Origin of the sequence: Pseudomonas alcaligenes (genome assembly GCF_041729615.1) — a bacterium.
GTDB lineage: Bacteria > Pseudomonadota > Gammaproteobacteria > Pseudomonadales > Pseudomonadaceae > Aquipseudomonas > Aquipseudomonas alcaligenes_B.
Map to the genome: position 1 here is coordinate 23,295 of NZ_CP154874.1, position 18,386 is coordinate 41,680.

Here is an 18,386-nt window from a genome sequence, read left to right on the forward strand (position 1 = left end):
GAGTGTTTCTCCTTACTGGGCCGCGGCCAGCACGAGCGCGCCGGTCACCAGCAGGTTGATCAGGGTCAGCGGCAGGCAGAACTTCCAGCTGAACGCCATGACCTGGTCATACCGCGGGCGCGGGATAGAGGCGCGCAGCAGGATGAAGATCATGATGAAGAAGCAGGTCTTCAGGGCGAACCAGAAGAACGGGATCTGCGGCAGGATGCCGAACGGGCCGTGCCAGCCGCCGAAGAACAGGGTCACCAGCAGGGCCGAGATGGTCACGATGCCGATGTACTCGCCGACGAAGAACATGCCCCATTTCATACCGGCATATTCGATGTGGTAACCGTCGGCCAGCTCCTGCTCCGCTTCCGGCTGGTCGAACGGGTGACGGTGAGTCACGGCCACGCCGGCGATGAAGAAGGTACAGAAGCCGAAGAACTGCGGAATGATGAACCACAGGTTTTCGGCCTGGTAGTCGACGATATCGCGCAGGTTGAACGAGCCGACCTGTGCCACCACGCCCATCAGCGCCAGGGCCAGGAACACCTCGTAGGAGATGGTCTGCGCCGAGGCGCGCAGGCTGCCGAGCAGGGCGTACTTGTTGGCGCTGGACCAGCCGGCGAACAGCACGGCGTAGACCGACAGGCCGGCCATGGCGAAGAAGAACAGGATGCCGATGTTCAGGTCCGCCACGCCCCAGGTCGGGGTGACCGGGATGATCGCGAAGGCCATCAGCATGGCGGCGAAGGCGATCATCGGCGCGATCATGAAGATGAACTTGTCGGCGAACGGCGGCGTCCAGTCCTCCTTGAAGAACATCTTGATCATGTCGGCGGCGATCTGGAACATGCCGAACGGGCCCACGCGGTTGGGGCCGTAGCGGTCCTGCCACCAGCCGAGCAGGCGACGTTCGACGAAGCTCAGCAGAGCGCCGCAGACCACCACCACCAGCAGGATGACGATGGCCTTGAGGACGGCGACCAGCACGTCGATCAGTTCGGGCGTCAGCCAGCTCATTGCGCGGCCTCCTGGGTTCCTACAAGACCGAGAGCGGTTGCAGTGGCGCCGGCGAGGGCCGCCGGAATGCCAGCGAAACCGGCCGGCAGGCCGACCAGGCCCAGGGCCAGGTCTTCGCTGACCTTCACCGGCAGGCGCAGGGCCTGGCCGTTGACGTTGAGGCTGAGCAGCGCGCCGTCGCCCGCGCCCAGGCGCTCGGCCTCGGCCTTGGCCAGGGCGACGTAGGCGGGCTGGATGCGCTCCTGCACGGGAGCTGCGCGCGACGAGTTCTCCTCGCTGCCGAACAGGTGGTGCATCGGCACCACCTGCCAGGTGCCCTGGGCCGGGGCGAAGGCGCCCGGTACGGCAAACCAGGCCAGGGTTTTGCCCTGCGACTCGATCAGACGTACGCCCGGATCACCGGCGCGCAGATGGCCGCCGACTTCGTCCTGGAACTTGTTCCAGGCCTGCGGCGAGTTCCAGCCCGGCGACCAGGCGAACGGCACCTGCTGACGCGGCTCGGCACTGCCGGCGTAGCCTTCCATGGAGAAGGCGAAGGCGCTGTCCTGGTCCTGCGGCTGGCGCGGCTCGTGCACGCTGATGTTGGCGCGCATGGCGGTACGGCCGCTGTAGCGGTGCGGCTCGCGCGCCAGCTTGAGGCCCTTGATGCGGAACGAGGCGCTCGGCGCGGCGTCCTTGATCGCGGCCAGCACGGAGCTGCTGGCAGCAACGGCCTCGGTGACCTGATCCAGCTGGGTCCAGTCCACGGCCTTGCCCTGCAGGGTGCTGTGCAGCGCGTGCATCCAGCGCCAGCCCTCGCGCACCAGGATGTTGCTGTCGTAGTAGCTCGGCTCGAACACCTGGAAGAAGCGCTGGGCGCGGCCTTCCTGGCTGACCAGGGTGCCATCGCCTTCGGCGAAGCTGGCGGCGGACAGCACCAGGTGGGCGCGGGCCACGGTCGCGGTCTGCTGGTGGTCGGCGACTATCACTGCCTTGGCGGCGGCCAGGGCGGCATCGACCTTGGCGGCATCGGCGCGGCGATACAGGTCGTTCTCCAGCACCACCACGGCGTCGGCTTTGCCTGCGGTCAGGGCTTCCAGTGCGGCGTCGACCGACTTCCCACCGAACTCTTCACCCAGAAGCAGTGCCAGGCCCATGCTGTTGGCTTCCGGCACCACCAGGCTGATGGAGGCGTTCTTCTCGCGGTTCTTCAGGGCCTGGGCGATGTTGGCCGCAGCCTCGATGATGCTCTTCTCGCCCAGCGAGGCGCCGCTGACGATCAGCGGACGCTTGCCAGCCAGCAGGGCCTCGGCGATCAGCTGCACCAGTTCCATGGCTTCGCTGTCCAGGCCGGTCACCGCGGGGGCGCTCGGGTCGATGGCGTGGGCCACGGCGAAGCCGATGCGCGCCAAGTCGGCCGGGGCTGCGTGCACACAGGCTTCAGCCACGTCATCCAGGCGGGTGGCGTCGACGCTGGCGATAAACAGCGGATTCAGCGCGTCTTGAGCGACGTTCTGCACCGCAGCCATGTGCCAGTCCTGGATCTTCATCGAGGCGGCGATTTCGGTGGCCTTGCCCTTGACCGACTGGCGCAGGGCCAGGGCGATGCGCGCGGCGGTCTGGGTCAGATCCTCGCCGAGAACGAACACGGCGTCGTGGTCTTCGATCTCGCGGATCGACGGCACCGGCAGCGGACCGTTCTGCAGCACGTCGCGGATCAGGCGCAGGTTGTCCAGCTCGACGGCGCCGATGCCGCTGTAGAAGTTGGCCTCGCCGACCAGCTCGCGCAGGGCGTGGTTGCTTTCCAGGCTGGCGCGCGGCGAGCCGATGCCGATCACACGCTTGCCCTTGAGCAGCTCGGCGGCCTTGTCCAGCGCGGCGTCGATGCCGAGCTTCTGGCTGCCCAGCAGCGGCTGGCGCGGACGGTCGTCACGGTTGGTGTAGCCGTAGCCGAAGCGGCCGCGGTCACACAGGAAGTAGTGGTTCACCGAGCCGTTGAAGCGGTTCTCGATGCGGCGGATCTCGCCGTAGCGTTCGCCGGGGCTGATGTTGCAGCCGCTGGAGCAGCCATGGCAGATGCTCGGGGCGAACTGCATGTCCCACTTGCGGTTGTAGCGCTCGGAGTGGGTCTTGTCGGTGAACACGCCGGTAGGGCAGACCTCGGTGAGGTTGCCGGAGAATTCGCTCTCCAGCACGCCGTCCTCGACGCGGCCGAAGTACACGTTGTCGTGTGCGCCGTAGACGCCCAGGTCGGTGCCGCCGGCGTAGTCCTTGTAGTAGCGCACGCAGCGGTAGCAGGCGATGCAGCGGTTCATCTCGTGGGATATGAACGGGCCGAGCTGCTGGTTCTGGTGGGTACGCTTGGTGAAGCGGTACCGGCGCTGGTTGTGGCCGGTCATCACCGTCATGTCCTGCAGGTGGCAGTGACCGCCTTCCTCGCACACCGGGCAGTCGTGCGGGTGGTTGGTCATCAGCCACTCGACGACGCTGGCGCGGAACTGCTTGGCCTCCTCGTCGTCGATGCTGATCCAGGTGTTGTCGGTCGCCGGCGTCATGCAGGACATGACCAGGCGGCCGCGCTTGTCGTTCTCGTCGGTGTACTGCTTCACCGCGCACTGGCGGCAGGCGCCGACGCTGCCCAGCGCCGGGTGCCAGCAGAAGTAGGGGATGTCGAGACCGAGGGACAGACAGGCCTGCAGCAGGTTGTCCGCACCATCGACTTCGAAATCTTTGCCGTCTACGTGGATAGTGGCCATGGTTCAGGTTTCTTCTTACCCGTCGAAACGGGCTTGGCTAATGGAATCACGGTGCGCGGGCTGGCCCGCGCGAATTCTTCAGGCCGGGGCGAACTGCGCCGCGGCGGCCGGAGCGGCGCTGCTGGACACGCCAGCCTCGAACTCCGGACGGAAGTACTTGATCGCACTGCCCAGCGGCTCGACGGCACCCGGTGCGTGGGCGCAGAAGGTCTTGCCTGGGCCGAGGAAGTTCACCAGCTGCAGCAGGGTGTCGATGTCCTGCTGGGTGCCCTGGCCACGCTCCAGCGCGCGGAGGATCTTCACGCTCCACGGCAGGCCGTCGCGGCACGGGGTGCACCAGCCGCAGGACTCGCGGGCGAAGAACTCTTCCATGTTGCGCAGCAGCGAGACCATGTTGACCGAGTCATCCACGGCCAGGGCCAGGCCGGTACCCATGCGGGTGCCGACCTTGGCGATGCCGCCGGCGAACATCGCTGCATCCAGGTGCTCGGGCAGCAGGAAACCGGTACCGGCGCCGCCGGGCTGCCAGCACTTCAGCTTGTAACCGTCGCGCATGCCGCCGGCGTAGTCCTCGAACAGCTCGCGGGCCGGGATGCCGAACGGCAGCTCCCACAGGCCGGGGTTCTTCACCTTGCCGGAGAAGCCCATCAGCTTGGTGCCCATGTCTTCGCTGCCCGGGCGGGCCAGGGTCTTGTACCAGTCGACGCCGTTGGCGACGATCGCCGGCACGTTGCACAGGGTCTCGACGTTGTTCACGCAGGTCGGCTTGCCCCACACGCCGACGGCGGCGGGGAAGGGCGGCTTGGAGCGCGGGTTGGCGCGGCGACCTTCCAGGGAGTTGATCAGCGCGGTTTCTTCACCGCAGATATAGCGCCCTGCACCGGTGTGGACGAACAGCTCGAAGTCGAAGCCGCTGCCGAGGATGTTCTTGCCCAGCAGGCCGGCGGCCTTGGCCTCGGCGATGGCGCGATTGAGGTTGGCCGCCGCGTCGACGTACTCGCCGCGCAGGAAGATGTAGCCGCGGTAGGCCTTGAGCGCGCGCGCGGAGATCAGCATGCCTTCCACCAGCAGGTGCGGCAGCTGCTCCATGAGCAGGCGATCCTTCCAGGTGTTGGGCTCCATTTCGTCCGCGTTGCACAGCAGGTAGCGGATGTTCATGGATTCGTCGGCCGGCATCAGGCCCCACTTCACGCCGGTGGGGAAGCCCGCACCGCCGCGGCCCTTGAGGCCGGAGTCCTTGACCGTCTGCACGATGTCGGCCTGGGCCATTTCGCTCAGGGCCTTGCGCGCGGCGGCGTAGCCGTTCTTTGCCTGGTATTCCTCCAGCCACACCGGTTGGGCGTCGTCACGCAGGCGCCAGGTCAGCGGATGGGTTTCTTCGCTGCGGGCGATGCGGTTGATCGGGCCGACGGAGGTGAGGGTCTTCATGCGTAGGACTCCAGCAGCTGGGCGATGCCGTCGGCATCGAGGTTGCCGTAGGTGTCGTCGTCGATCATCACCGCCGGGGCCTTGTCGCAGTTGCCCAGGCAGCACACCGGCAGCAGGGTGAAGCGGCCGTCGGCGGTGGTCTGGCCGGGGACGATGCCCAGCTTGTCCTTGAGGCTGCCGAGCAGGTTCTCGTGGCCGCCGATGAAGCAGGTCATGCTGTCGCACACGCGGATGATGTGGCGACCCACCGGCACGCGGAAGATCTGGCTGTAGAAGGTGGCCACGCCCTCGACGTCGCTGGCGGGAATGCCGAGGATGTCGGCGATGGCGTAGATGGCGCCGTCCGGCACCCAGCCACGCTGCTTCTGCACGATCTTCAGCGCTTCGATGGACGCCGCGCGCGGGTCCTCGTAGTGGTGCATTTCGTGTTCGATGGCGTCGTGCTCGGCCTGGCTGAGTTCGAAGCGGTCGGTCTGGATCAGGTTGGTCTGGCTCATGTGATTAGCGGTCCACGTCGGCCATAACGAAATCGATGCTACCCAGGTAGGCGATCAGGTCCGCGATCATGCTGCCGCGGATCACCGAGGGGATCTGCTGCAGGTGCGCGAAGCTGGGCGTCCGGATGCGCGTGCGGTAGCTCATGGTGCTGCCGTCGCTGGTCAGGTAGTAGCTGTTTATGCCCTTGGTCGCCTCGATCATCTGGAAGCTCTCGTTGGCCGGCATGACCGGGCCCCAGGAGACTTGCAGGAAGTGGGTGATCAGGGTCTCGATGTGCTGCAGGGTGCGCTCTTTCGGCGGCGGCGTAGTCAGCGGGTGATCCGCCTTGTACGGGCCTTCCGGCATGTTGCGCAGGCACTGGTCGATGATGCGGATGCTCTGGCGCATCTCCTCGACGCGGACCATGCAGCGGTCGTAGGCGTCACCGTTGTGGGCCAGCGGCACTTCGAACTCGAAGTTCTGGTAGCCGGAGTAGGGGCGTGCCTTGCGCAGGTCGAAGTCCAGGCCGGTGGAGCGCAGGCCGGCGCCGGTGACGCCCCATTCCAGCGCTTCCTTGGTGTTGTACTGGGCCACGCCCTTGGTACGACCGATCAGGATGCTGTTCTTCAGGGCGGCCTTGGTGTACTCGTCGAGGCGCTTGGGCAGCCAGTCGACGAATTCCTTGACCAGCTTGTCCCAGCCACGTGGCAGGTCGTGGGCGACGCCGCCGATGCGGTACCAGGCCGGGTGCAGGCGGAAGCCGGTGATGGCCTCGATCACCTTGTAGGCGCGCTGGCGGTCGGTGAAGGTGAAGAACACCGGAGTCATGGCGCCGACGTCCTGGATATAGGTACCGAGGAACAGCAGGTGGCTGGTGATGCGGAAGAACTCGGCGAGCATCACGCGGATGAAGTCGACGCGGTCCGGCACCTTGATCCCGGCCAGCTTCTCCACGGCCAGCACGTAAGGCAGGTTGTTCATCACCCCGCCGAGGTAGTCGATGCGGTCGGTGTAGGGGATGAAACTGTGCCAGGACTGGCGCTCGGCCATCTTCTCGGCGCCACGGTGGTGGTAACCGATGTCCGGGACGCAGTCGATGATCTCCTCGCCGTCCAGCTGCAGGATGATGCGGAAGGCACCATGGGCGGAGGGGTGGTTGGGGCCGAGGTTGAGGAACATGTAGTCCTCGTGCTCGCCATGGCGCTTCATGCCCCAGTCTTCCGGCTTGAAGCGCGCGGCTTCCTCTTCCAGCTGCTGCTTGGCCAGGGTCAGGCTGAACGGATCGAATTCGGTGGCGCGCGCCGGGTAGTCCTTGCGCAGCGGGTGACCTTCCCAGGTCGGCGGCATCATGATGCGGGTCAGGTGCGGGTGGCCCTGGAAGGTGATTCCGTAGAGGTCCCAGACCTCACGCTCGTACCAGTTGGCGTTGGGCCAGATGCCGGTGACGGTCGGCACGTTGAGATCGCCTTCTTTCAAGGCGACCTTGATCATGATGTCGCTGTTACGCTCGATCGACATCAGGTGATAGAACACGCTGAAGTCTGCGCCCGGCAGGCCGCGGCGCTGGGTGCGCAGGCGCTCGTCGACGCCATGCAGGTCGTACAGCATGACATAGGGGCGCGGCAGGTTGCGCAGGAAGGTCAGCACGTTGATCAGGCGATCACGGGCGACCCACAGCACCGGCATGCCGGTGCGGGTGCTCTGGACGGTGAAGGTCTCGGCACCGAAACGGGAGTTCAGTTCGACGACCACGTCCTGGTCATCGGCCTTGTAGGGTGGAACGGACAGAATGCTGTCTGCAGTCATGGTCTCGGTCGCTATCGGCGGTATACGGCATCAGTGAGCGGGCGCGGGCGCCGGCTCACACTTCGTCGGGGCTGCGCAGATTGGTCACGGCGATGCGCTCGGCGCGACGCTGCTCCTTCTGCGACGGCATTTCGGCACGGTAGATACCTTGGTCGCCGACGACCCAGGACAGCGGTCGGCGCTCCTGGCCGATGGACTCCTGCAACAGCATCAGGCCTTGCAGGAATGCCTCGGGGCGGGGCGGGCAGCCGGGAATATAGACGTCCACCGGGAGGAACTTGTCGACCCCCTGGACCACAGAATAGATGTCGTACATGCCGCCGGAGTTGGCGCACGAACCCATGGAGATGACCCACTTGGGTTCCAGCATCTGCTCGTAGAGACGCTGGATGATCGGCGCCATCTTGATGAAGCAGGTACCGGCGATAACCATGAAGTCGGCTTGGCGCGGTGACGCACGAATGACTTCGGCGCCGAAACGAGCAATGTCGTGCGGCGCGGTGAAGGCCGTGGTCATTTCCACGTAGCAGCAGGACAAACCGAAGTTGTACGGCCACAGGGAGTTCTTGCGCCCCCAGTTCACCGCACCGTTGAGCACATCTTCGAGCTTGCCCATGAAGATGTTCTTGTGGACCTGATCTTCCAGCAGCGGGTCGGCTACGGTCTCCCGCGAGCCGATCGGATACTGCTCGTTAGGCGCATCCGGATCGATCCGAGTAAGTTTGTATTGCATCGCCAAAGCCTCATTGTTTTAGCTTCGCCTGCCGATTGCGACGGCCTTCGGGTGCCCAGTCGAGCGCACCGATACGCCAAAGATAGACAAGACCAGCCAACAGAATTGCTATGAAAACTGTAGCTTCGATCAGGCCGGCCCAGCCGCTTTCGCGCACCGAGACCGCCCAAGCGAAGAGAAAGAGGGCTTCAACGTCGAAGATCACGAAGAGCATCGCGACCAGATAGAACTTTGCCGAGAGGCGCAGGCGCGCGCTGCCGACCGGGAGCATGCCGGACTCGAACGGGTCGTTCTTGCTGCGTCCCCAGGCCTTGCTGCCGAGCAGGCTGGACAGGCCGAGCATGAAGGCGATGAGTCCGAAGACTCCGAGCAGGAATACAGCGAAGGCCCAGTTATGGGACATGGTCGATACCGCATCAGGCATGCCGGTACTCCTTGGGTAAAGGGACGGCTTCTTTTAATGATCGCAGCCGCCAATGGAAGCGGCTCCGCGAAGTAGTGTGTCGGCAATTTTATGCCGGCTGCGCGAGGTAAGTAAATTTTTCCGAATAAAAAAATGAACGCCTTGCCGCCATCTGATGCTGCAGGTGGCCGTCTGGTGCGGGCTGCAGGCGGTCCTGCGGCTTTGGTCTTAGGCGGGCATGACGCTTTTCTGAAAGAGTCTGTCGGTAATTGTTTACAGTCGCCCTATTAATTGATGCTTGAGCGGATCGCAGTGTTTTATTACGGGCGCTTAATTGTCCAGCAGATGCTGTTTTCGCTGAAAGGTATAAGCGAAGGAGTGCATGGCGTATCGCTGGCGATGGGGTAGATGCGGCTGAGGCAGGGCTTTCTGTAGTCGTGAATGCGACGAAGCCCCGGCATCGCTGCCGGGGCTTCGTCTGATAACACCTGCGGCTTGGGCCGCAGAGCCGGTTCCTATTAGTGGAACTGGTTCATGGTGTTGTCTTTACCGCTGGCCTTCAGAGCAGCTTCGCCAGCGAAGTACTCCTTGTGGTTGTCGCCGATGTCGGAGCCAGCCATGTTCTGGTGCTTGACGCAGGCGATACCCTGGCGCAGTTCCTGACGCTGCACGCCTTTCACGTAGGCCAGCATGCCCTGGTCGGCGAAGTAGCCCTTGGCCAGGTTGTCGGTCGACAGTGCGGCGGTGTGGTAGGTCGGCAGGGTGATCAGGTGGTGGAAGATGCCGGCGTGGGCGGAACCGTCACGCTGGAAGGTACGGATCTTCTCGTCAGCGATCTGAGCCAGTTCGGTCTCGTCGTACTCGACGCTCATCAGCTTGGCGCGGTCGTAGGCGGAGACGTCCTTGCCTTCGGCAACCATGGCATCGAATACCTGCTGGCGGAAGTTCAGGGTCCAGTTGAAGGACGGGCTGTTGTTGTAAACCAGCTTGGCGTTCGGGATGACCTGGCGGATGCGGTCAACCATGCCCTTGATCTGGCCAACGTGCGGCTTCTCGGTTTCGATCCACAGCAGGTCGGCGCCGTTCTGCAGGCTGGTGATGCAGTCCAGGACGCAGCGGTCTTCGCCGGTGCCAGCGCGGAACTGGAACAGGTTGGACGGCAGGCGCTTCGGACGCAGCAGTTTGCCACCGCGGTTGATTACGACGTCGCCGTTCTTCAGTTCGGCAGCGGACACTTCTTCGCAGTCCAGGAAGGAGTTGTACTGGTCGCCCAGGTCGCCCGGCTCTTTGGTTACGGCGATCTGCTTGGTCAGGCCGGCACCCAGGGAGTCGGTACGAGCAACGATCACGCCGTTGTCGATACCCAGTTCCAGGAAGGCGTAGCGAACGGCAGCGATCTTGGCGAGGAAGTCGGCGTGCGGAACGGTCACTTTGCCGTCCTGGTGGCCGCACTGCTTCTCGTCGGAAACCTGGTTCTCGATCTGGATGCAGCAGGCGCCGGCTTCGATCATGCGCTTGGCCAGCAGGTAGGTGGCTTCCGGGTTGCCGAAGCCGGCGTCGATGTCGGCGATGATCGGGACGATGTGGGTCTCGTAGTTGTCGATCTGGTTCTGGATCTCGGCGGCCTTGGCGTTGTCGCCGGCAGCGCGAGCAGCGTCCAGGGCGGTGAACAGCAGGTCCAGTTCGCGGCTGTCAGCCTGGCGCAGGAAGGTGTACAGCTCTTCGATCAGGTCGGAAACGGCAGTCTTCTCGTGCATGGACTGGTCCGGCAGCGGGCCGAAGTCGGAGCGCAGGGCGGCGACCATCCAGCCGGACAGGTACAGGTAGCGCTTGTTGGTGGTGCCCAGGTGCTTCTTGATGGCGATCAGCTTCTGCTGACCGATGAAGCCGTGCCAGCAACCCAGGGACTGGGTGTACTTGGACGAGTCGGCGTCGTACTCGGCCATGTCTTTGCGCATGATGTCAGCGGTGTACTGGGCGATTTCCAGACCGGTCTTGAAGCGGTTCTGAGCGCGCATGCGAGCGACGGACTCAGGGTTGATCGCGCTCCAGCTGCTGCCTGCGGCTTCTTTCAGAGCGGCAACGGCTTTGATGTCGTTTTGATAAGCTGACATGGTCAATCCTTCAAAGTATGAGTTTGGTTGAGCACCGACTTCCCACCCAAAACCAACGTGCAAAAAAGCTGCAGTGTTGCGGGCGACACAGGGCGGAACTTCGAGATATTGACGGGGACGAGTGTGCAGCGGAGGGGGAGGAGAGGACGAAACAAGACAGTCCGGGCGAACAGTGACTGCGGCTTACCGGCTCGTGGATGCCGTTGGGCGGTGCAGGTTCTCTGGTCAGGCGGTCTGGCTGATAACGCTTAGGCTTCCCCGTCCCTCAGGACAACTTTCGTTCCAGTCGCAACCTCGTTGAAACGCCTTGTGGGCTGTTAGAACACGGACCGCCCCGAATGGTGGTACGGGATCGATCTGGAGGCTCTGCAAGAGAGCCCCTGGCTAGCGGGAGCGAGGCCATGATGCGCTTTCAAACGGGCGTTCGTCAATCATTTTGTAGTGCTTTTTTTGAGCAACTACATGAATGGCGAGGCGACTTTAGTCGAGTGCCTCGACCCTGATGCGCATGCTCATGTCGTTGCTGCCGCGGGTGGAGTGGCGGCGCAGGAAGCCGGAGTCATCGCCCTGGCTCTGCTGGCTGACGCCGCCGAGGGGGATCCATTCGCCCAGGCGACCGCTGACCCGGGTGTCGGTGCTCTGCACATCGATCACGCCCGGCTGATAGGGGTTCACCCTGTCGTTGTTGGCGCTGATGTTCAGGTGGACCCTGTCGCCGCTCAGGGTGGCGGTGACGTAGAAGCCCTGGGTGACGTTGCGATACTCGGTGTTCTGGTAGACCTGGCCGTAGGGGCCGACGCTGGTGCTGGTCAGGGGCACGCTCTGGCCCACCTGGATCAGCGCCGGGTAGCCCTCGGTGGCCTGCACCTGCTGGGTGCCGCCGCTGTTGCTGCTGGTCGAGCGGCGAATGATGCGCACCTGGTCGCGGCCCTGGACTTCGCCACGCCCGGCGATCACTTCGACGTCGCCGGCGCTGGCACTGCCATCGACGCGATAGCCGTCGCGGTCCTCCAGGCTCTGCTCGCTGGTGTCCACGCTGATCAACAGGCGGCGCGGGGCCTTGTCCAGTTGGCCGAGCAGGTCGCGGATCTCGGCGATCTTCTCCGGCGCGGCATTGATCAGCAGCTGGTTGCCATAGCTACTGGCCTTGCCCTGGCCATCGAGTGCGGCCTGCACCAGTGGCAGGACCTCGTCGGCGCTGCGGTAGTTGAGCTGGATCAGCTCGGTGGCGGCCTGTAGAGGCAGGCTGAGGCCGAGCAGCAGGGCGAGCAGGCAGTGGCGCAGGCTCATAGCAGGAAACTCCGCAGGTCGGGGTCGAGAAGGCTGAGATCCCAGGCCTGGTCGAACTGCGCCTGGCGCTGGCGCACGCGGCCGGGATCGTTGTACAGGGCATAGCCGGCGTACTGCTCGGGCTGCTCGCGCAGCAGCAGGCCACGGTCGTCGGCCAGCAGGTAGGCACATTCGTCGGCCGGATGGTCCGGGTTGATCCGGCGGATATGCAGGTTGCTGGTGATGCGCCGGGCCAGGTTGAGCAGGCGGTGGCCCTGGCGAACCGGCTTGCCGACATCGCGCACCAGGATGCGCAGGCGATTCTTCGGGCTGGCCAGGAGGAACTGGGTGCAGGCCTGCTGCACGCTGCTGTGGCTGTACAGCCAGGCTTCCAGGTCCGGGCTGTACAGGCACAGGTTCTGCCGGGCTTGCAGCAGCAGGGCCAGGGCGTGCGCCTGGGCCTGTTCCGGTCTGCTGAAGCGCTCCAGGTCGACGTGGCTGCCGAGCACGAAGGGCGCTGGCTCGCGGGGTTCCGCGGTGATACCGGGCTGGTTGTCCGGGTTGTGCACGGCAAAACGCCCCGGCGACTGGAAATCGATGGCCGGCAGTTCCGGTTCGTTCGCGTCGATCGGGGCGTTTTCTTCGCTCATGCTGTGGTCCTAGTCGCTATGGCGCACCATCAGTACGTGGGGGATACCCGCTTCGAGGTACTCGTCGCCTTCGATGCGAAAGCCCAGCCGCTCGTAGAAGGCGGCGGCGTGGACCTGGGCGCTGAGCTTCTGCACCCGCTGGCCGCGCTGCTCGGCGGCGGCGATGGCGGCCTGCATCAGGGCATCGCCGACCTTCAGGCCGCGCCAGTCCTTGAGCACCGAAACCCGGCCGATCTGCCCGTCGGCCAGCAGGCGCGCGGTGCCGATCGGGTAATCGCCTTCGAGGGCGAGGAAGTGCACGGCCTCGCTGTCCTCGTCATCCCATTCCAGTTCCGCCGGCACGGCCTGCTCGGCGATGAAGACTGCTTCGCGGATGCGCCGCAGGTCGGCGTTGTCCTTCTGCCAGTGGGCGAGGCGGACGTGGATCTCACTCATCAGCAAACTCCAAACTTCCTTGCTGGACCAGTTCGCGCACAAGTGTACGCCCGTCCTCGTCCGCCAACCAAGGCGCCAGGTTGTCGGCGTGCAGGGCATCGGCAGCGCAGATCAGGCGCAGCAGCTCCTTGAGGTGGGCCGGCAGCAGGCGGCTCTGGCCGCTGGCGAACAGCACCAGGCCGACGTCCACTTCGCTCCAGGCCAGGCGTGCGCTGGGGTTGCGTACCAGCACGGCGCCGTCTTCGAGGGCGGCGAGGAAGTCCTGCTCCTCGATTTCCGGGCCGTTGACCAGCTCCGGGTAGCGCGGCTCGGTCATGAACTGGCCGAACCAGGTCAGCAGCAGGCGCTCGTCGCTCATGTGCTCGGTCAGCAGCGCTTTGAGGCGGTCGAGGGCATCCTGCTGGATCTGATGCGGGTCGCTGGTCGGCGCCATGCCGGCGTCGCTGTAGCGCTCCTCGTCCGGCAGGAACTGGGCGAGGAAGTCGGTGAAGTGGGTCAGTACCTCGGCGGCGCTGGGGGCGCGGAAGCCCACCGAGTAGGTCATGCAGTCATCCTCGGCGATGCCGTAGTGGGCCAGGCGCGGCGGCAGGTAGAGCATGTCGCCGGGCTCCAGTACCCATTCGTCGGTCTGCTCGAAGTCGGCGAGGATGCGCAGGTCGGCGTGCGCCAGCAGTTTGCTGTCGGCATCGCACATCTGGCCGATCTTCCAGCGGCGCTGGCCTTCGGCCTGCAGCAGGAATACGTCGTAGTTGTCGAAATGCGGGCCGACGCTGCCGCCCGGCGCGGCGAAGCTGATCATCAGGTCGTCGATACGCCAGCTGGGCAGGAAGCCGAAGTCCTTGAGCACTTCGGCCACTTCCGGGACGAACTGGTCGACGGCCTGCACCAGCAGGGTCCAGTCGCGCTCCGGCAGCTGGCTGAAGGTGTCTTCGGCGAAGGGGCCGCGGCGCAGCTCCCAGGGGTGGGCGCCGTGCTCCAGCACCAGGCGCGACTCGACTTCCTCTTCCAGGGCCAGGCCGGCCAGCTCGTCGGCGCTGATCGGGCTCTCGAAGCCGGGGATGGCCTGGCGCACCAGCAGGGGCTTCTGCTGCCAGTAGTCACGCAGGAACTCGCGAGGAGTAAGGCCGCCCAGCAGCTGCAGAGGAGTATCAGGATTCATGGCTAAGCCCTTGAAAGAAGTGAAATGGCTAAAACAAAAACGCCCGGCTCAGCCGGGCGTTGGAGAGGCTGGTGGCGCTCAGATGCGCTTGGCCTGGGCGACGGCGTTGCCGATGTAGCGCGCCGGGGTGAGCTCTTTGAGTTCCTCCTTGGCGGCTGCCGGCATGTCCAGGCCATCGATGAAGGTGAGCAGCGCCTCGGGGCTGATGCCCTTGCCGCGGGTCAGCTCCTTGAGCTTCTCGTAGGGATTCTCGATGGCGTAGCGGCGCATCACGGTCTGGATCGGCTCGGCCAGGACTTCCCAGCAGGCGTCCAGGTCTTCGGCGATGCGTGCCTCGTTCAGCTCCAGCTTGCCGATGCCCTTGAGGCTGGCTTCGTAGGCGATGACGCTGTGGGCGAAGCCGACGCCGAGGTTGCGCAGCACGGTGGAGTCGGTCAGGTCGCGCTGCCAGCGCGAGATTGGCAGCTTGCTGGCCAGGTGCTGGAAGATCGCGTTGGCGATGCCCAGGTTGCCTTCGGAGTTCTCGAAGTCGATCGGGTTGACCTTGTGCGGCATGGTCGAGGAGCCGATCTCACCGGCCACGGTCTTCTGCTTGAAGTAGCCGAGGGAGATGTAGCCCCACACGTCGCGGTCGAAGTCGATGAGGATGGTGTTGAAGCGGGCGATGGCGTCGAACAGCTCGGCGATGTAGTCGTGCGGCTCGATCTGCGTGGTGTAGGGGTTCCACTGCAGGCCCAGGTCGCCTTCGATGAACTGCTTGGCGTTGGCCTCCCAGTCGATCTGCGGGTAGGCGGACAGGTGGGCGTTGTAGTTGCCCACGGCACCGTTGATCTTGCCCAGCAGCGGCACGGCGGCCACCTGGGCGATCTGCCGCTCCAGGCGGTAGACGACGTTGGCCAGTTCCTTGCCCAGGGTGGTCGGCGAGGCCGGCTGGCCGTGGGTGCGCGACAGCATCGGCACGCCGGCGAACTTGACGGCCAGCTCGCGGATGGCGCCGGCGATCTGCTTCATCAGCGGCAGCAGCACGTTGTCGCGGCCCTCACGCAGCATCAGGGCGTGGGACAGGTTGTTGATGTCCTCGCTGGTGCAGGCGAAGTGGATGAATTCGCTGACCTTGGCCAGTTCCGGCAGCTTGGCGGCCTGCTCCTTGAGCAGGTACTCCACGGCCTTGACGTCGTGGTTGGTGGTGCGCTCGATCTCTTTCACGCGCTCGGCGTGTTCGATGGCGAAGTTCTCGGCCAGCTCGTCGAGCAGGGTGTTGGCTTCGGCGGAGAAGGGGGCCACTTCGGCGACGCCTTCATGGGCGGCCAGGCGCTGCAGCCAGCGGACTTCGACCATGACGCGGAAGCGGATCAGGCCGTATTCGCTGAAGATCGGGCGCAGGGCGCTGGTTTTGCCGGCGTAGCGGCCATCGACGGGGGAAACCGCGGTGAGCGAGGAGAGCTGCATGGAGGCGTTCTCGGACAGGTCGGTCAACGAAAAGGGCGCACATCATACATGAAGTCGCCCGTGCTGGCCCGCCCGATTAGCGGGCGGCCGGGCGGCGGGCGATGGACAGCAGGCTGGAGGCGAAGATCAGCGCGGCGCCGATCAGCGAGCTGAGGTCCGGCATCTCGCCCCAGCGCAGCCAGGCGATGACGCCGGCGAAGACAATGGCGAGGTAGGCGAAGGGGCCGATCAGTCCGGGCGGGGCTAGGCCGTAGGCCTTGGACATGACGATCTGGCTGACCGTGGCGAGCAGGCCGATCACCAGCAGCAGGCCGAGCTGGTGCGAATCCAGCGGCTGCCAGGCCCAGGTCAGCGGCACCGCGGAGATCAGCGCGCTGAACAGCGAGAAGTAGAAGACGATGCGGAAGGCCGGCTCGCTGTCGCTCATCTCGCGGATGGAGACGAAGGCGAAGGCAGCCAGGATGCTGGCCGCCAGGCCGACCAGCGCCTGGCTGTCGAGCAATGCCTGGCTGGGCTTGGCCACCAGCAGCACGCCGACCAGGCCGATGCCGGTGGTGATGAGCATGCGCTTGGTCAGCGGCTCCTTGAGCAGCCACCAGGCCAGCACCGGGGTGAACACCGGCGCCGAGTAGGTGAAGAGCATGGCGTCGGCCAGCGGCAGGTGGGCGATGGCATAGAAGAAGCAGTACATCGCCGCCAGCCCGTAGCCGGTGCGCCACAGGTGCGACCTGATGCGGCCGGTCTTCAGTGGCGCGGCGCCCTTGAGCAGCAGCAGCGGCAGGAAGAACAGCACGCCGACCAGGTTGCGGAAGAACACCACCGACTCGTTGTTGACCCCGCTGGAGACTTCGCGGATGCCCACGCCCATCAGCGAGAACAGCAGGGCGGAGAGCGCCAGCAGCAGGGCACCCTGTACCGGCTTCACGCTGCGGCTGGGGATGCTCACCTCAGCCTCGCAGCAGCGGGTAGAGTTCCTTGAGCAGCTTGCCGCGGCTGAACACCAGCTGCCAGCGATGGCCGCCGAGCTGGCGCCACAGGCGCGCGGAGCGGATGCCGGTGAGCAGCAGGGCGCGCACCTTGGCCGCGACCGCCGGCTGTTGCAGGAAGCGCATGTCGCCATGCACCTGGATGCGCTGGCGGAAGGTGCTGATGGTGTCCTGGTACAGCGCGCCACAGGCGGACACCACGTTGTCGTGGGTCAGACCGAAGTGTTCGACCTGGTTCTGGATCTGGTCCAGGCGATTGCCGATCACTTGCAGCAGGTCGTCGCGCTTGGCCAGCTGGCGCTCTAGGCCGAGCAGGGCCAGGGCGTAGCGCAGCGGTTCGCGTTGCAGGCTGGCCGGATTGCGCTCCAGGGCGCCGACCAGGGCCTTGTAGCCTTCCCGCAGGTTGAGGTCGTCGCCGCCGTAGACCTCCAGGGTACTCTTCGGGTCGCGCACCAGCAGGCTGCCGAGCAGGCAGCCGACCTGGGCGTCGCTGATCTGGCCGGTACGCGCCAGCTTGTCCACCAGGCTGGCGGCCTGGAACACGGCGGAGAGGGCCAGCAGCTGTTCCTGGGTCGGACTCATGCGCGCGGCGCTCCCTCGACACAGGGTTCGGCGACTTCGATCACGCCACCACCGAGGCAAACCTCGCCGTCGTAGAACACCACGGACTGGCCCGGGGTGACTGCGCGCTGCGGCTCGTCGAACAGGGCACGGTAGCCGTTTGCGGTTTTCTCCAGGGTGCAGCTCTGGTCGGCCTGGCGATAGCGCACCTTGGCAGTGAGGCGGCGTGGGCTGGACAGGTCGACCGGGTTGACCCAGTAGATGTCCGAGGCGAGCAGGGCGCGGGAGAACAGCCAGGGGTGGTCGTTGCCCTGGCCGACGATCAGCACGTTACGGGTCAGGTCCTTGTGCAGCACATACCAGGGCTCGTCGCCGGCGTTCTTCATGCCGCCGATGCCCAGGCCCTGGCGCTGGCCGATGGTGTGGTACATCAGGCCGACATGGCGGCCGATCACCTGGCCCTCGGTGGTCTCGATATCACCCGGCTGGGCCGGCAGGTACTGCTTGAGGAAGTCGCTGAAGCGGCGCTCGCCGATGAAGCAGATGCCGGTCGAGTCCTTCTTCTTGGCCGTGGCCAGCTGGTACTTCTCGGCGATGGCGCGCACCTGCGGCTTCTCCAGTTCGCCGACCGGGAACAGGGTGCGGCCGATCTGCTCGCCGCCGACGGCGTGCAGGAAGTAGCTCTGGTCCTTGTTCGGGTCGAGGCCCTTGAGCAGCTCGCTACGGCCGTCGACATCGCGGCGGCGCACATAGTGGCCGGTGGCGATCAGGTCGGCACCGAGCGACAGGGCGTAGTCGAGGAAGGCTTTGAACTTGATCTCGCGGTTGCACAGGATGTCCGGGTTCGGCGTGCGCCCGGCCTTGTATTCGGCGAGGAAGTGCTCGAACACGTTGTCCCAGTACTCGGCAGCGAAGTTGGCGGTGTGCAGCTTGATGCCGATGCGGTCGCACACGGCCTGGGCGTCGGCCAGGTCGGTCATGGCGGTGCAATATTCGGTGCCGTCGTCCTCTTCCCAGTTCTTCATGAACAGGCCCTCGACCTGGTAGCCCTGTTCGAGCAGCAGGAGGGCGGAAACGGAGGAGTCGACGCCGCCGGACATGCCGACTATCACTCGGGTATTGGCTGGTTCGCGCATGGGGATCGGGACAGGGTGACTGCGGAAAGCTTGCGATTCT

16 protein-coding genes are annotated in these 18,386 nt (G+C 65.2%); all 16 read right to left on the reverse strand.

The annotated features are described in order from the left end of the window. Positions 1 to 12 precede the first annotated feature (12 nt). The 16 genes from nuoH to mnmA all read right to left on the reverse strand — a co-directional run bounded on the left by nuoH (position 13) and on the right by mnmA (position 18,346). Complete coding sequence (gene nuoH / locus AAG092_RS00125; protein WP_110683584.1) at positions 13 to 1,005, reverse strand: NADH-quinone oxidoreductase subunit NuoH; 993 nt, start codon at positions 1,003 to 1,005, stop codon at positions 13 to 15. After that, the gene (gene nuoG, locus AAG092_RS00130; protein WP_373388018.1) at positions 1,002 to 3,740 is read right to left on the reverse strand and encodes an NADH-quinone oxidoreductase subunit NuoG; all 2,739 of its coding nucleotides are present in this window, start codon (positions 3,738 to 3,740) and stop codon (positions 1,002 to 1,004) included. Before nuoG ends, nuoH begins: the two co-directional genes overlap by 4 nt. A gap of 78 nt (positions 3,741 to 3,818) precedes the next feature. Then, entirely contained in the window at positions 3,819 to 5,168 is a 1,350-nt protein-coding gene (gene nuoF, locus AAG092_RS00135) for an NADH-quinone oxidoreductase subunit NuoF (RefSeq protein ID WP_373388019.1), read from the reverse strand. Further along, the gene (nuoE, locus tag AAG092_RS00140; protein ID WP_373388020.1) at positions 5,165 to 5,665 is read right to left on the reverse strand and encodes an NADH-quinone oxidoreductase subunit NuoE; all 501 of its coding nucleotides are present in this window, start codon (positions 5,663 to 5,665) and stop codon (positions 5,165 to 5,167) included. Before nuoE ends, nuoF begins: the two co-directional genes overlap by 4 nt. A gap of 4 nt (positions 5,666 to 5,669) precedes the next feature. Next, positions 5,670 to 7,451, reverse strand: a complete 1,782-nt coding sequence (gene nuoC, locus AAG092_RS00145) for an NADH-quinone oxidoreductase subunit C/D (RefSeq protein WP_373388021.1) — start codon at positions 7,449 to 7,451, stop codon at positions 5,670 to 5,672. A gap of 55 nt (positions 7,452 to 7,506) precedes the next feature. Beyond that, a complete protein-coding gene (locus tag AAG092_RS00150) occupies positions 7,507 to 8,184 on the reverse strand; it encodes an NADH-quinone oxidoreductase subunit B family protein (protein WP_110683589.1) in 678 nt (225 codons plus the stop codon). Between the two features lie 10 nt (positions 8,185 to 8,194). After that, positions 8,195 to 8,608 carry an NADH-quinone oxidoreductase subunit A gene (locus AAG092_RS00155; RefSeq protein WP_110683590.1) on the reverse strand — a complete coding sequence of 138 codons (414 nt, stop codon included), beginning with the start codon at positions 8,606 to 8,608 and terminating at the stop codon, positions 8,195 to 8,197. Positions 8,609 to 9,105: 497 nt separating this feature from the next. Beyond that, positions 9,106 to 10,701, reverse strand: a complete 1,596-nt coding sequence (locus AAG092_RS00160; RefSeq protein ID WP_110683591.1) for an isocitrate lyase — start codon at positions 10,699 to 10,701, stop codon at positions 9,106 to 9,108. 480 nt (positions 10,702 to 11,181) lie between these two features. Further along, positions 11,182 to 11,991: a secretin N-terminal domain-containing protein gene (locus AAG092_RS00165; RefSeq protein ID WP_373388022.1), complete on the reverse strand. Its 810-nt coding sequence runs from the start codon at positions 11,989 to 11,991 to the stop codon at positions 11,182 to 11,184. Next, positions 11,988 to 12,620, reverse strand: coding sequence for a histone acetyltransferase HPA2 (locus tag AAG092_RS00170; RefSeq protein WP_373388023.1), 633 nt, complete (start codon positions 12,618 to 12,620; stop codon positions 11,988 to 11,990). The genes AAG092_RS00165 and AAG092_RS00170 overlap by 4 nt, the downstream gene beginning before the upstream one ends. A 9-nt stretch (positions 12,621 to 12,629) precedes the next feature. Next, complete coding sequence (locus AAG092_RS00175; RefSeq protein WP_373388024.1) at positions 12,630 to 13,055, reverse strand: GNAT family N-acetyltransferase; 426 nt, start codon at positions 13,053 to 13,055, stop codon at positions 12,630 to 12,632. Then, positions 13,048 to 14,214, reverse strand: coding sequence for a cupin domain-containing protein (locus AAG092_RS00180; protein ID WP_110683595.1), 1,167 nt, complete (start codon positions 14,212 to 14,214; stop codon positions 13,048 to 13,050). Before AAG092_RS00180 ends, AAG092_RS00175 begins: the two co-directional genes overlap by 8 nt. 78 nt (positions 14,215 to 14,292) lie before the next feature. Next, positions 14,293 to 15,663: an adenylosuccinate lyase gene (gene purB, locus AAG092_RS00185; RefSeq protein ID WP_373389540.1), complete on the reverse strand. Its 1,371-nt coding sequence runs from the start codon at positions 15,661 to 15,663 to the stop codon at positions 14,293 to 14,295. Positions 15,664 to 15,739: 76 nt separating this feature from the next. After that, on the reverse strand, positions 15,740 to 16,609 hold the full coding sequence (locus AAG092_RS00190; RefSeq protein WP_203792133.1) for a DMT family transporter: 870 nt from the start codon (positions 16,607 to 16,609) through the stop codon (positions 15,740 to 15,742). Position 16,610: 1 nt separating this feature from the next. Next, positions 16,611 to 17,231, reverse strand: coding sequence for a high frequency lysogenization protein HflD (hflD, locus tag AAG092_RS00195; protein ID WP_373388025.1), 621 nt, complete (start codon positions 17,229 to 17,231; stop codon positions 16,611 to 16,613). Next, a complete protein-coding gene (mnmA, locus tag AAG092_RS00200) occupies positions 17,228 to 18,346 on the reverse strand; it encodes a tRNA 2-thiouridine(34) synthase MnmA (protein ID WP_373388026.1) in 1,119 nt (372 codons plus the stop codon). The genes hflD and mnmA overlap by 4 nt, the downstream gene beginning before the upstream one ends. Positions 18,347 to 18,386: the final 40 nt, after the last annotated feature.

Bases quoted from the DNA above. Each gene is read 5' to 3' on its own strand.
- nuoH (WP_110683584.1), bottom strand. From the start codon at position 1,005: ATGAGCTGGCTGACGCCCGAACTGATCGACGTGCTGGTCGCCGTCCTC.
- nuoG (WP_373388018.1), bottom strand. From the start codon at position 3,740: ATGGCCACTATCCACGTAGACGGCAAAGATTTCGAAGTCGATGGTGCG.
- nuoF (WP_373388019.1), bottom strand. From the start codon at position 5,168: ATGAAGACCCTCACCTCCGTCGGCCCGATCAACCGCATCGCCCGCAGC.
- nuoE (WP_373388020.1), bottom strand. From the start codon at position 5,665: ATGAGCCAGACCAACCTGATCCAGACCGACCGCTTCGAACTCAGCCAG.
- nuoC (WP_373388021.1), bottom strand. From the start codon at position 7,451: ATGACTGCAGACAGCATTCTGTCCGTTCCACCCTACAAGGCCGATGAC.
- AAG092_RS00150 (WP_110683589.1), bottom strand. From the start codon at position 8,184: ATGCAATACAAACTTACTCGGATCGATCCGGATGCGCCTAACGAGCAG.
- AAG092_RS00155 (WP_110683590.1), bottom strand. From the start codon at position 8,608: ATGCCTGATGCGGTATCGACCATGTCCCATAACTGGGCCTTCGCTGTA.
- AAG092_RS00160 (WP_110683591.1), bottom strand. From the start codon at position 10,701: ATGTCAGCTTATCAAAACGACATCAAAGCCGTTGCCGCTCTGAAAGAA.
- AAG092_RS00165 (WP_373388022.1), bottom strand. From the start codon at position 11,991: ATGAGCCTGCGCCACTGCCTGCTCGCCCTGCTGCTCGGCCTCAGCCTG.
- AAG092_RS00170 (WP_373388023.1), bottom strand. From the start codon at position 12,620: ATGAGCGAAGAAAACGCCCCGATCGACGCGAACGAACCGGAACTGCCG.
- AAG092_RS00175 (WP_373388024.1), bottom strand. From the start codon at position 13,055: ATGAGTGAGATCCACGTCCGCCTCGCCCACTGGCAGAAGGACAACGCC.
- AAG092_RS00180 (WP_110683595.1), bottom strand. From the start codon at position 14,214: ATGAATCCTGATACTCCTCTGCAGCTGCTGGGCGGCCTTACTCCTCGC.
- purB (WP_373389540.1), bottom strand. From the start codon at position 15,663: ATGCAGCTCTCCTCGCTCACCGCGGTTTCCCCCGTCGATGGCCGCTAC.
- hflD (WP_373388025.1), bottom strand. From the start codon at position 17,231: ATGAGTCCGACCCAGGAACAGCTGCTGGCCCTCTCCGCCGTGTTCCAG.
- mnmA (WP_373388026.1), bottom strand. From the start codon at position 18,346: ATGCGCGAACCAGCCAATACCCGAGTGATAGTCGGCATGTCCGGCGGC.